This is a genomic window from Caldimonas brevitalea (assembly GCF_001017435.1).
GTDB classification, from domain to species: domain Bacteria; phylum Pseudomonadota; class Gammaproteobacteria; order Burkholderiales; family Burkholderiaceae_C; genus Caldimonas; species Caldimonas brevitalea.
Map to the genome: position 1 here is coordinate 1,959,199 of NZ_CP011371.1, position 12,540 is coordinate 1,971,738.

General features: G+C 66.3%; 12 protein-coding genes and 1 tRNA gene. 8 read left to right on the forward strand and 5 right to left on the reverse strand.

Features of this window, described 5'->3' with window-relative positions; genetic code table 11:
- Window positions 1-12 precede the first annotated feature (12 nt).
- The 4 genes from ntrB to AAW51_RS08635 all read right to left on the reverse strand — a co-directional run bounded on the left by ntrB (window position 13) and on the right by AAW51_RS08635 (window position 3,551).
- Window positions 13-930: a nitrate ABC transporter permease gene (gene ntrB, locus AAW51_RS08620; RefSeq protein ID WP_047194278.1), complete on the reverse strand. Its 918-nt coding sequence runs from the start codon at window positions 928-930 to the stop codon at window positions 13-15.
- Between the two features lie 28 nt (window positions 931-958).
- Window positions 959-2,206: a CmpA/NrtA family ABC transporter substrate-binding protein gene (locus AAW51_RS08625; RefSeq protein ID WP_047197582.1), complete on the reverse strand. Its 1,248-nt coding sequence runs from the start codon at window positions 2,204-2,206 to the stop codon at window positions 959-961.
- A 309-nt stretch (window positions 2,207-2,515) separates the two neighbouring features.
- Window positions 2,516-3,148: an ANTAR domain-containing response regulator gene (locus AAW51_RS08630; protein WP_047194279.1), complete on the reverse strand. Its 633-nt coding sequence runs from the start codon at window positions 3,146-3,148 to the stop codon at window positions 2,516-2,518.
- 112 nt (window positions 3,149-3,260) lie between these two features.
- Window positions 3,261-3,551: a hypothetical protein gene (locus AAW51_RS08635; protein WP_047194280.1), complete on the reverse strand. Its 291-nt coding sequence runs from the start codon at window positions 3,549-3,551 to the stop codon at window positions 3,261-3,263.
- Window positions 3,552-3,750: 199 nt separating this feature from the next.
- On the opposite strand from AAW51_RS08635, the gene tsaD reads away from it, so the two are divergent.
- On the forward strand, window positions 3,751-4,782 hold the full coding sequence (tsaD, locus tag AAW51_RS08640) for a tRNA (adenosine(37)-N6)-threonylcarbamoyltransferase complex transferase subunit TsaD (protein WP_047194281.1): 1,032 nt from the start codon (window positions 3,751-3,753) through the stop codon (window positions 4,780-4,782).
- 138 nt (window positions 4,783-4,920) lie between these two features.
- On the opposite strand, the gene AAW51_RS08645 is transcribed toward tsaD, so the two are convergent.
- Entirely contained in the window at window positions 4,921-5,364 is a 444-nt protein-coding gene (locus tag AAW51_RS08645) for an Hsp20/alpha crystallin family protein (protein ID WP_053013437.1), read from the reverse strand.
- Between the two features lie 121 nt (window positions 5,365-5,485).
- Here AAW51_RS08645 and AAW51_RS08650 point away from each other — a divergent pair, with 121 nt between their 5' ends.
- The 7 genes from AAW51_RS08650 to AAW51_RS08680 all read left to right on the forward strand — a co-directional run bounded on the left by AAW51_RS08650 (window position 5,486) and on the right by AAW51_RS08680 (window position 12,306).
- Complete coding sequence (locus AAW51_RS08650; RefSeq protein WP_047197584.1) at window positions 5,486-6,766, forward strand: branched-chain amino acid ABC transporter substrate-binding protein; 1,281 nt, start codon at window positions 5,486-5,488, stop codon at window positions 6,764-6,766.
- A gap of 223 nt (window positions 6,767-6,989) precedes the next feature.
- The gene (gene rpsO / locus AAW51_RS08655; protein ID WP_047194282.1) at window positions 6,990-7,259 is read left to right on the forward strand and encodes a 30S ribosomal protein S15; all 270 of its coding nucleotides are present in this window, start codon (window positions 6,990-6,992) and stop codon (window positions 7,257-7,259) included.
- A 197-nt stretch (window positions 7,260-7,456) separates the two neighbouring features.
- Window positions 7,457-9,592 carry a polyribonucleotide nucleotidyltransferase gene (gene pnp / locus AAW51_RS08660; protein ID WP_047194283.1) on the forward strand — a complete coding sequence of 712 codons (2,136 nt, stop codon included), beginning with the start codon at window positions 7,457-7,459 and terminating at the stop codon, window positions 9,590-9,592.
- A gap of 73 nt (window positions 9,593-9,665) precedes the next feature.
- Complete coding sequence (locus tag AAW51_RS08665; RefSeq protein ID WP_047194284.1) at window positions 9,666-10,652, forward strand: NAD(P)H-quinone oxidoreductase; 987 nt, start codon at window positions 9,666-9,668, stop codon at window positions 10,650-10,652.
- Between the two features lie 58 nt (window positions 10,653-10,710).
- The gene (gene tpiA, locus AAW51_RS08670) at window positions 10,711-11,451 is read left to right on the forward strand and encodes a triose-phosphate isomerase (RefSeq protein WP_047194285.1); all 741 of its coding nucleotides are present in this window, start codon (window positions 10,711-10,713) and stop codon (window positions 11,449-11,451) included.
- A 40-nt stretch (window positions 11,452-11,491) separates the two neighbouring features.
- Window positions 11,492-11,917, forward strand: a complete 426-nt coding sequence (secG, locus tag AAW51_RS08675) for a preprotein translocase subunit SecG (protein WP_047194286.1) — start codon at window positions 11,492-11,494, stop codon at window positions 11,915-11,917.
- 304 nt (window positions 11,918-12,221) lie between these two features.
- Window positions 12,222-12,306: transfer RNA gene (locus AAW51_RS08680), tRNA-Leu, on the forward strand.
- Window positions 12,307-12,540: the final 234 nt, after the last annotated feature.

The window sequence follows — 12,540 nt, forward strand, 5'->3', positions numbered from 1 at the left end:
GCAGCTTCTCCTTCACTCTTCAAAACAAAAACGGCGGGCGACCAGGATCAGTGCCTGTTCGAGCAGCAGCCCGACCGCGCCGATCGTGAAGATCGCGATCAGGATGTGCTGCACGTTCAGGTTGTTCCATTCGTCCCACACCCAGAAGCCGATGCCCACCCCGCCGGTCAGCATCTCGGCGGCGACGATCACCAGCCAGGCAGTGCCGACCGACAGGCGCACACCGGTCAGCATGTAGGGCAGCACGGCCGGCAGCAGGATGCGGGTGGCGACCTTCCATTCGCTCAGGCTCAGCACCTTCGCGACGTTCAGGTAGTCCTGCGGCACCCGTTGCACGCCGACCGCGGTGTTGACCACCATCGGCCAGATCGAACAGATGAAGATGGTCCAGATGGCGGCCGGGTTGGCCGACTTGAACACCAGCAGGCCGATGGGCAGCCACGCGAGGGGCGACACCGGCCGCAGCAGGCTGACCAGCGGCGACACCATGCGGTTGAGCACGGTGAAGCGGCCGATCAGAAAGCCGAGCGGGATGCCGACCAGGGCCGCGAGGCCGAAGCCCAGGCCGACGCGCTGCAGCGAGTACAGGATGTTCCAGCCGATACCCTGATCGTTCGGCCCGTTGCGGTAGAACGGGTCACCGAACACCTTCACGGCTTCGGCGAAGGTGGCGGCGGGCGTCGGGAAGGCGCCTTGGCCATTGGTGGCGAGCGCCCAGATGCCGACCAGCAAGGCCAGGCCGGCCAGCGGCGGTAGCACCCGCCACCACAGGGCCGCCCACTCCACGCTGCGGTGTCGAGACGGTGGGATCGGTACGGGGGTGGCGGGGGCGGTGACGACGGGCGCCGCCACCGGGCCTGCCGGCGCCCGGGCCGCGGGCGTTTCGTCTGCCCGCGTCGCCACGGAAGGATGGAAGACTGCACTGACCATGATGGTGTTCTCCTGTGCGTGGCCGGACTCAGGCCTTGACCTTGAAGCCGTCGGCATACTTGGCCGGGTCCTTGCCGTCCCAGACCGTGCCGTCGATCATCTTGACGCTGCGCATGGCGTCTTTCGGCACCGAGACCTTGGCGAGCGTCGCGGCCTGTCGGTACAGCTCGATCTGGTTGACCTGCCGGGCCACGCCAAGGTAGTCGGGGTGGCTTTTGATCAGTCCCCAGCGCTTGTGTTGCGTCAGGAACCACATGCCGTCGCTGAGGTAGGGGAAGTTGACCGAGCCGTCGTTGAAGAACTTCATGTGGTTGGGGTCGTCCCAGGTCTTGCCCAGGCCGTTCTGGTAGCGGCCCAGGATGCGCTGGTTGATCGCGTCGACGCTGGTGTTGACGTAAGCCTTGTCGGCCACCGTCTCGGCCATCTTCAACTTGTTCTGCAGGCCGGCGTCGATCCATTTGCCGGCCTCGAGGATGGCGGCGATCACGGCGCGGCAGGTGTTGGGGTACTTCTTGGCGAACTCGGCCGTCGTGCCCAGCGTCTTCTCCGGATGGTCTTTCCAGATGTCCTGCGTCGTGACCGCGGTGATGCCGATGCCGTCCATGATGGCCCGGTGGCCCCACGGCTCACCGACGCAGAAGCCGTCCATGTTGCCGACCCGCATGTTGGCCACCATTTGGGGGGGCGGCACGGTGATCACCTTGGCCTGCTGGAACGGGTTGACACCGTAGGTCGCCAACCAGTAGTACAGCCACATCGCGTGCGTGCCGGTCGGGAAGGTCTGCGCGAAGGTGTATTCGCGCTTGTCGGTGTTCATCAGCTTGGCGAGCGAGCCGCCGTCGACGGCGCCCTTGTCCGACAGCTTCTTCGACAAGGTGATGGCCTGGCCGTTGTGATTCAGATTCATCAGCACGGCCATGTCCTTCTTGGGGCCGCTGACGCCCAGGTGCACGCCGTACACCAAGCCGTACAGCACATGGGCCATGTCCAGTTCACCGTTGACCAGCTTGTCGCGCACGCCGGCCCACGAGGCTTCCTTGGTGGGGACGATCTTGATGCCGTACTTCTTGTCGAAGCCGAGCACGGACGCCATCACCACCGAGGCGCAATCGGTCAACGGAATGAAGCCGATGCGCACTTCTTCCTTCTCGGGCTTGTCGGACCCCTGTGCCCAGACTGCGCTTTGCAGCCCCGGCACCATCCCGGTGGCGGCCACGGCCGCGCCGGCTTTCAGCACCGTGCGCCGACCCAGGCGCCGCTGTTGCGACTCATTCATCTTCATGCGTCTCGACCTCATGTTCATCTCGGGCACCAAACAAAAAAAGGCGTCCTCACACGTCCGTCGATGACGGAACGGTGGGGACGCCTTCGTCCTGATGCGGAAGACTCGACCTTGAGGCCCCGCATCGTCTGGAGATCGCCGTTGATCTCCGGACCCTCTCAATGCAAGGGGTATGCCAGGTGTTGAGAACGGCCTGCACAGTCGCGGCGGGCTGCAGAAGCCCCGGGTCGGTGCGCCGGGCACCTGGTCCGCACAAAGCCCGTGCGCCGGGTGCGGTGTGCGTGCACCGCGGTGTGACGGTCTTCAGCCGAGGATGTCGGCGACGTCGAGCAGGCGTTGCGCCACCTCGGCCAGCCGCAACCCTTTGTCCATCGCCGTCTTGCGCAGACGCTCGTAGGCCTCGCGCTCGTCGCAGCCCTGGCGGCGCATCAAGATGCCCTTGGCGCGTTCGATGGTCTTGCGCTCGTGCAACTGCGTCTTGGCATCGGCCAACTCGCGTCGCAAGGCTTCTTCGTGCTGGAAGCGCGCCATCGCGACGTCGAGCACGGGTTTGATGCGTTCGGGCGCCAGCCCGGCGACGACGTAGGCAGTCACACCGGCGGCAATCGCATCCTTCACATGGGAAGTGTTGGTGTCATCGGTGAACAAGACGATGGGCCGACGCGCATCGCGGCTCGCGAACACCACATGCTCCAGGGTGTCGCGAGCCTCGCTTTCGGTGTCGATGATCACCATGTCGGGCTGGATCTGTGCCAGCCGCTCGGGGAGATAAAGGTCGGGCGGCAGCACCGCGACGATGTTGTAGCCGTTCTCCAGCAGTCCGATGCGCAGGCTGCGCGAGCGCTCCGCCTGCCACCAGGCCAGCGCGTCCGACGGATCGGGCGCCAGCGTTTCCGGGGCGACGATCACGATGCGCAGGGTGGGGGAGGGGGCCATGCCGGCCGGGTGAGCAACATCCACGCCAAGTGTGCGTTGCGCCGGGCGGGGGGGCGCGGTTTGCGTGGGCGGGAGGGGGTGGCCACCCTGGGGTGGCCGTGTGGCAAGGCCCTCAGGTGCGCGGCGTTCGAGTCCCGGTCACCGTGCGGCGCAGCCAGGCGAACGGGCGGGCGGCCATCTGCAGCGCAAGCGGTGTGCCGGCGCGCTCGCGCTCCATCAGCACCCCGCGCTGACCCAGTTGGGCGAGAAACACGCGGACGACGTCGCGGCTCAGGCCGCTGGCACGCACGAGCTGCGCGAGCGGCACGAAGCCTTGCGACATCTGGTGCAACATGCGTTGGTAGGCTGTGCGCTGGTACGCGACCGGCAACTCGGGCCAGCCGGACAGTTTGTATTCCTTCATGGGCCAAGCACTTTCGGAGTGGAGCACCGTGAAGCGATGCCGGGGGCGAGCCTAACCGCACGACGATCGGCGGCCTATGACATTCGTCACAGGTTGTGCGCCCCAGGGGTGACGAAGTGTGTCGTGTTCCACACTCCGCCGGCGTCGGCCGCGGGGTCCGGGGACGGCCCTGGACGCCGGCCCGGCTACACTTTGTCCCATGTTGGTCCTCGGTATCGAATCGTCCTGCGACGAAACCGGCGTCGCCCTGGTCGACGCCGACGGGCCCGGCGTGCCGCGCCTGCTGGCCCACGCGCTCCACAGCCAGATCGAGATGCACCAGGCTTACGGCGGTGTCGTGCCCGAACTCGCGTCACGCGATCACATCCGCCGGGTGCTGCCGCTCGCGCGCCAAGTGCTCGCCGACAGCGGCCGGGCGCTGGCGCAGGTCGATGTGGTGGCCTATACCCGCGGGCCGGGTCTTGCGGGGGCGCTGCTGGTCGGCGCCGGGGCGGCCTGCGCGCTGGCCGCCGCACTCGGCCGGCCGGTGTTGGGGGTGCACCACCTGGAAGGCCATCTGCTGTCGCCCTTCCTGTCGGCCGATCCACCCGAGTTTCCTTTCGTGGCGCTGCTGGTGTCCGGCGGGCACACGCAGTTGATGCGGGTGGACGGGGTGGGGCGCTACGAACTGCTGGGGGAAACCATCGACGACGCGGCCGGTGAGGCGTTCGACAAATCGGCCAAGTTGCTGGGCCTCGGCTACCCGGGAGGGCCGCAACTGGCGCGCATGGCCGAGTTCGGCGATGCAACCGCCTTCGACCTGCCCAGGCCGCTGCTGCACAGCGGCACGCTCGACTTCTCGTTTGCCGGCTTGAAAACGGCGGTGTGGACGCAGGCGCGCAAGCTGGGCACCGAGGTGTGCGAGCAAGACCGTGCCAATCTCGCCGCCGCGACGCAGGCCGCGATCGTCGAGGTGTTGTTGAAGAAGTCGCTCAAGGCGCTCCAGTCGACCGGTCTCAAGCGTCTGGTGGTGGCCGGCGGCGTGGGAGCCAACCGCGCTCTGCGCGAGCAATTGAACACCGCGTGCGCACGGCGTGGCGTGCGCGTGCACTACCCGGAACTGTCTCTGTGCACTGACAACGGCGCGATGATTGCGCTGGCCGCCGCCATGCGGCTGCAAGCGGGTCGTGCCGAGGCTCGGCGCGACTATGCGTTCGACGTCAAGCCGCGTTGGGATCTGGCGGCGGTTTGAGGCCGCCGCCGCGGCACGACCCCCTGCGAGCCACTGCGAGAGACGGCCACGAAAAAGGGCGCCCGCACGGGGCGCCCCTTCAGCAGGCCGTGACGCAGCGCCACGCACAAGGCGCGTCGCGACGTGACGGGCTCTGCTTCAGTTCACCGCGATTTGCACCGGTTGATGTGCGGCGACCTTGGGCAGCGTGAGGGTCAGCACCCCCTTGTCGAGCGACGCGCGAGCGGCCGACTGCTCCACCGCCACCGCCACCGGCAGCGTGAAGCTGCGCGCGTATTTGCGCGGGGCGCGCTCACGGTAGACGAGCCGCTGGGCCTCACCCTGCTGGCCTTCGACCTTTTCCTCGGCCTCGAGCTGCACGCGCTTGCCTTCCACGGTGAGCTTGACGTTTTCCTTTGCCACACCGGGCAGATCGACCGTGACCAGATAGGCGGCATCGGTCTCGACGACGTCGAGCGCCGGCACCTGGGCAGCAGACGACGTGGCAGTGACCGCAGCGCGGGTGTCAGCCATGAAACGGTCGAACGCACGGGCGAGTTCGGGACGCAGCACGGCGGAACGGGAGACGGGCATCACAAACATAAGCACCTCATAAAATCATCTGGCTGAACGCGCGTGTCGCCCGTTTCAGCGCTGGTGGTTTCGCTGCGACCATCGCAGCTCCATGTCGCTCGAGTTGGGAGCGGCATTTTCATTTTTCAAGATGCGCCCTCAACGTTCGCCGCTGCTCTTCCGTCTCGCTTCCGTGCTGCTCGGCCTTGCGGCCTCGGGCGCCCATGCCGCACCCGAGCCCATCAAGCTGGCCCTGATCGAGGGCCTGTCGGGCAGCTTTGGCAATGCCGGTGAGGCGGTCCACCGCAACCTGGTGTGGGCGGTGGAGCGGGTCAATGCGCGTGGGGGCGTGAAGTTGCCCGGTGGCGCCCGGCCGCTGCAACTGCTGCGCTTCGACAGCAAGGGCACCACCGAAGAGGCCTTGTCGATGTTCCGCGCCGCGGTGGATCAAGGTGTGGGCTTCGTGCTGCAGGGCAACAGCTCAGCCACCGCAGCGGCGCTGATCGACGGGCTCAACAAGCACAACCAACGTGAACCGCAGCGCCGCGCCTTGTTTCTCAACTATTCGGCCGTCGACCCGGTGCTCACCAACGAGAAGTGCAGTTTTTGGCATTTCCGCTTCGACGCACACGCCGACATGCGTTTGGCGGCGTTGATGGATGTGCTGGCGGCCGACAACTCGGTGAAGAAGGTCTACCTGATCGGCCAGGACTACAGCTTCGGCCAGCACGTGGTACGCAAGAGCCGCGAGCTGCTGGCACAGCGCCGGCCCGACATCGAGGTGGTCGGCGAAGAATTGCACGCGATGGGGCGCGTCAAGGATTTCCTGCCTTACGCCGCCAAGATGAAAGCGGCAGGCACGCAGGCGGTGATCACCGGCAACTGGGGCAACGACCTCACCTTGTTGATCCGCGCCGCTCGCGAAGCCGGGCTGGAAGCCAAGTTCTACACCTTCTACGGTAATGCGCTCGGGGCGCCGGCGGCCATTGGCGAAGCCGGCGTCGGCAAGGTGCTGGCGGTGGCCGAGTGGCACCCCAATGTCGGCACCGCCGCGTCCGACGCCTTCTACGCCGCCTTCCGCCAGCGCTTTCCACAGCCTGCCGACGACTATCTGCACGCCCGCATGCAGGCACTGGTCGAAGTGCTCGCGCAGTCGATCGAGAAGGCCGGCAGCACCGAAGCCACGCAGGTGGCGCGGGCGATGGAAGGGCTGCGCTACGACGGTCGGCACCTGGGGGGCTTTCATGGCGGTCAGGTGCGCGCCGAAGACCATCAGTTCATCCAGCCGCTCTACGTGAGCCAGATGCAGCGCGCCGGCGGTGGGGGTGTGCGCTTCGACAATGAAGGTTCGGGCTACGGTTTCAAGACGGTCCGCTATCTGCCGGCCGAAGCGACTGCGCTGCCGTCGAGCTGCAAAATGGCGCGGCCCTGAGAGCGCCCGACGGGCCGGCGGCCGCGCTTTTTGCACTTGCCGTATAATTCTCGGCTTCGCAGCGGCGGGCCCGTCTTTGGGGCCGCAAGTCGCCCCGGATTCGGGGTGGCTGGCTGTGAAAAAGCACGGCGTGGGTTGGTTTCACCCGCGACCGCAAGTGGAAAACGAAACCGTGGGCTCCAAGTATCGAGGCGGGCTGCGGTTTCCATTCAAGGAATCTGAAATGTCCGTTGCAGATATGAGCAAGGCCGACATCATCAAGGCCAACGCACGCGGCGCCGCCGACACCGGCTCACCCGAAGTGCAGGTGGCCCTGCTGACCGCCCGCATCAACGAACTCACCCCCCACTTCAAGCAGCATGCCAAGGACCACCACGGCCGCCGTGGTCTGCTGAAGATGGTGAACCGCCGCAAGCGCCTGTTGGCCTATCTGAAGGACCGGGACGCCGATCGCTACACCGCGCTGATCCAGAAGCTGGGCCTGCGCAAGTAAGCGTCGAAACGTGAAAGAGAGCCTGTCTGGGATCGCCAGGACAGGCTCTTTGTTTTTGGAGTCGAGCCTAGGAGAAGCGTTGCTGTGTCATTCCAAGGGGGTTGCAGAGTCAGCCCCGCTGGAATGGCATCGCGCTTCGCGGTCTCGCTCCGGGCCAAGCACGCAGCCACAATGCGTGTGCATCACTGGAGACAGCCATGAGCATGTTCAATAAAGTCACCAAGACCTTCCAATGGGGCGGCCGCACAGTCCGCCTGGAAACCGGCGAAATCGCCCGTCAAGCCACCGGCGCCGTGCTGGTCGACATCGAGGACACCGTGGTTCTGGCGACCGTGGTGGCGGCCAAGACCGCCAAGCCCGGCCAGGACTTCTTCCCGCTGACGGTCGACTACATCGAGAAGACCTATGCCGCCGGCAAGATCCCGGGCAGCTTCTTCAAGCGTGAAGGCCGCCCGAGCGAACTCGAAACCCTGACCTCGCGCCTGATCGACCGCCCGATTCGCCCGCTGTTCCCCGAGGGTTTCTTCAATGAAGTTCAGGTGGTCATCCACGTGATGTCGCTGAACCCCGAGGTGGACGCCGACATCGCCGCGATGATCGCGACCAGTGCCGCGCTGTCGATCTCCGGCATCCCGTTCAACGGTCCGATCAGCGCTGCGCGTGTGGGCTACATCAACGGCGAATACGTGCTGAACCCGGGCAAGACCCAGCAGACCCAATCGCGCCTCGACCTGGTGGTGGCTGGCACCGAAGCGGCCGTGCTGATGGTGGAGTCGGAAGCCGACCAGCTGTCTGAAGACGTGATGCTGGGCGCCGTGGTGTTCGGCCACGAGCAGGGCAAGATCGCGATCAATGCGATCCACGAACTGGTGCGCGAAGCCGGCAAGCCCGAATGGGACTGGCAGCCGCCCGCCAAGGACGAGTCCTTCATCGCCAAGGTGACGCAGCTGGCCGAAGAGAAGCTGCGCGCCGCCTACCAGATCCGCTCCAAGCAAGCCCGCACGCAAGCCACCCGCGAAGCTTATGCCGCGGTCAAACAGGCGCTGACGCAAGACGGCGGCGAGTTCGACGAAACCAAGCTCGACGGCCTGCTGTTCGACATCGAAGCGCGCATCGTGCGCAGCCAGATCCTGGCCGGCGAGCCCCGCATCGACGGCCGTGACACCCGCACCGTGCGCCCGATCGAGATCCGCACCGGTGTGCTGCCGCGCACCCACGGCTCAGCGCTGTTCACCCGGGGTGAAACCCAGGCCGTGGTGGTCGCGACCCTCGGCACCGAGCGCGACGCCCAGATCATCGATGCGCTGAGCGGCGAGTACTCCGACCGCTTCATGATGCACTACAACATGCCCCCGTTCGCGACCGGCGAGACCGGCCGCGTGGGCAGCCCCAAGCGGCGCGAGATCGGCCACGGCCGCCTGGCCAAGCGGGCCCTGATCCCGGTGCTGCCGGCCAAGGACGAGTTCGCCTATGCGATCCGCGTCGTGTCCGAGATCACCGAGTCGAACGGTTCGTCGTCGATGGCCTCCGTGTGCGGCGGCTGTCTGGCGCTGATGGACGCCGGCGTGCCGTTGAAGGCGCACGTGGCCGGTGTCGCGATGGGCCTGATCAAGGAAGGCAACCGCTTCGCGGTGCTGACCGACATCCTCGGCGATGAGGATCACCTGGGCGACATGGACTTCAAGGTGGCCGGCACGTCGAGTGGCATCACTGCGCTGCAGATGGACATCAAGATCCAGGGCATCACCAAGGAAATCATGCAGGTCGCGCTGGCGCAGGCCAAGGAAGGCCGCCTGCACATCCTCGGCAAGATGGTCGACGCCGTCGGCGGCGCCAAGACCGAGGTGTCGCAGTTCGCGCCCCGCCTGTACACGATGAAGATCAACCCGGAGAAGATCCGCGACGTGATCGGCAAGGGCGGCGCCACCATTCGCGCGCTGACCGAAGAGACCGGCACGCAGATCGACATCGCCGAAGACGGCACCATCACCATCGCATCGACCGACACCGCGATGGCCGACCTGGCGAAGAAGAAGATCGAAGAGATCACCGCCGAAGTCGAGGTGGGCAAGATCTACGAAGGCCCGGTCACCAAGATCCTCGAGGGCATCGGCGCGCTGGTCAACCTGCTGCCCGGCAAGGACGGCCTGGTGCACATCAGCCAGATCGCCAACGAGCGCGTCAACAAGGTCACCGACTACCTCGAAGTCGGCCAGACCGTGCGCGTGAAGGTGCTCGAGACCGACGAGAAGGGCCGTGTGAAGCTGTCGATCAAGGCGCTGCTGGACCGCGGCTACGCGCCCGACCAACAGCAGCAACAGCAGCAGCAGTAACGCTGTTCCCGCCCGGCACGCTGCGCTCGCGGTGTGCCGGGTTCGTCCATTCCGCTACTGCGTACGCTCTCCCATGCAAGCCATCGAGATCACCAGCTACGGCGCGCCGGACGTGTTGCGCCCCTGTCAGAGGCCCGATCCTGTCGCCGGCTCCGGCGAGGTGTTGATCCGGGTGCGGGCGGCCGGTGTCAACCGGCCCGACGTGCTGCAACGCAAGGGTCACTATCCGGTGCCCGCCGGCGCCTCCGACCTGCCCGGCCTGGAAGTGGCCGGTGAGATCGTCGCTGGCGACGCAGCTGCGATGGCTAAAGCGGGCCTGAAGCTCGGCGACCGGGTTTGTGCGTTGGTGCAGGGCGGCGGGTATGCCGAGCTGTGCGTCGCCGCGGCGGCCTTGTGCCTGCCGGTGCCCGACGGCTGGAGCGACGTCGAGGCCGCCGGGTTGCCCGAGACCTTCTTCACCGTCTGGTCCAATGTGTTCCAACGGGCGCGCCTCGCGGCTGGCGAGACGCTGCTGGTGCAGGGCGGCACGAGCGGCATCGGCGTCACGGCGATCCAGCTGGGCAAGGCCATGGGGGCGACGGTGTATGCGACGGCGGGCAGCGACGACAAGTGCGCCGCCTGCGTGAAGCTGGGCGCCGACCACGCGATCAACTACCGCACCCACGACTTCGCCGCCGAGGTCAAGCGATTGAGTGGCGGCCGTGGGGCGGACGTGATCCTCGACATGGTCGCCGGCGACTACCTGCCGCGCGAGATCGACTGCCTGGCCGACGACGGTCGGCTGGTCATCATCGCGGTGCAAGGCGGCACCAAGGCTGAACTCGACATCGTCACGCTGATGCGCCGGCGCCTGACCGTGACCGGCTCGACACTGCGGCCGCGGCCGGTGTCGTTCAAGGCGGCGGTGGCGCGCGAGTTGCGCGAGCGGGTGTGGCCGTTGTTGGCGCAACGCAGGATCACGCCAGTGGTGTTCAAGACCTTCGCCGCGGCCGATGCGGCGCAGGCCCATGCACTGATGGAATCGAACCAGCACATCGGAAAGATCGTGCTGACCTGGTGAGCGCCGCAAGGCGACTACGTAGAATATTGGGCTTTTTGAGCGGGAAGGGAGCGAATCGATGCGCCGCAAACTGGTCGTAGGCAACTGGAAGATGCACGGCACGCTGGCCAGCAATGCTGAACTGCTGGGGGGCGTGCGCGCTGCCGAGCCTTTCGTCTGCGAGGCGGCGGTGTGCGTGCCGTTTCCTTATCTGGCCTCTTGCGTGCTCGCACTGCAAGGCAGCCATATCGGGCTGGGCGCGCAGGACTGTTCGGCGCACGAGCAGGGCGCCTACACCGGCGAGGTGTCGGCCACGATGCTGCACGACGTCGGCTGCCGCTACGTGATCGTGGGCCACTCCGAGCGCCGCGCCTACCACGGTGAGAGCGACCAGCTGGTGGCCGACAAGGCCAAGATCGTCGTCAACAAGGGCATGATCCCCATCGTGTGCGTTGGCGAAACCTTGGCCGAACGCGAAGCCGGGCAGACCGACGCGGTGGTCAAGCGCCAGTTGTCGGCCGTGATCCACACGCTGGGTCATTGCGTGCCGCAGATCGTGGTGGCTTACGAGCCGGTCTGGGCCATCGGCACCGGCAAGACCGCCTCGCCCGAGCAGGCGCAAGAGGTGCACGCACTGTTGCGGGCGCAGTTGCAAGCCGCGACGTCGCACGCCGACAGCATGAAGATCCTCTACGGCGGCAGCGTCAAGCCCGACAACGCCGCCACCTTGTTCGCGCAACCCGACATCGACGGTGGCCTGATCGGCGGGGCTTCCCTGAAGGCCGCCGATTTCATCGCGATCTGCCGCGCAGCGCTGTGAGCCGGCGACGACGGCTCGCCCCCATTTCTGGAGATTCTTGATGCAGTTTCTGACCACCGTGATCCTCGTCGTGCAGTTGCTGTCTGCGCTGGGCATGATCGGCCTGGTGCTGGTGCAGCACGGCAAGGGCGCCGACATGGGCGCTTCGTTCGGTAGCGGCGCCTCGGGCAGCCTGTTCGGTGCCACCGGCAGCGCCAACTTCCTGTCGCGCACCACGGCGGTGTTGGCGACCGTGTTTTTCATCTGCACGCTGGCCCTCGCGTATCTGTCCAGCTCGCGGCCTGCGGAGGCGCCGGCGGCAACCGTGCTCGAGCGCGCTCCGGCCCAGGCGCCGGCCGCAAGTGCGAGTGGTGCATCGCAGATCCCCGGTGCCGCACCGGCAGCCAGCGCCGTTGAAGCGCCTGCCTCGGCCGCCGTGGTGCCTGCGCCCGCTGCTTCCGGTGCCGCTCAGATCCCGACGAAATAACTTGATCGAAATGCCCGACTCCATTGAGAAGGGCAGGGATTCGAGTTAGAATCCAAGGCTGTTCGGCAAGCTACTGTTAAAGCTGCCACTGAAGGGTGATCAGAGCGGGCACTACCTGTTGCGTTCTGAGTCAGCAGGCACCGCGGTCGGCGACCGCGGGTCAGCGTCCTCGCCGAGGTCGTTGCCTGTGCCGGATGTGGCGCTTCCCTCATGCAAGCCGAGCAGTTTGATGGCCCGGGATCTTTCCTCTTGGCCTGGTGTCGAACCAGGGCAGGGTTCAAGGAAGGCAGGCCCGGGCTCTCAGGCCGACGTGGTGAAATTGGTAGACACGCTATCTTGAGGGGGTAGTGGCGAAAGCTGTGCGAGTTCGAGTCTCGCCGTCGGCACCAAAATTTCAATCGATGCGGTGATCATCCGGTGCCGCATCGGGCGCCCTGGACGCAACAGCCGAAGGGGGCAACCGCAGGGACAAAGTGGGCGTGCTGGGCAGCGGTCTGACCGCTGGGAACAGCGCGCCTTATTTTTGCCATGCGTTTGAGCCGGATCTGTGAAGACTTTCGCGCAGCCAGCCACACTCCGTCACAGCGAGCCACGCGTCAAGCAACAGTAGCAGCCAGCCGTCC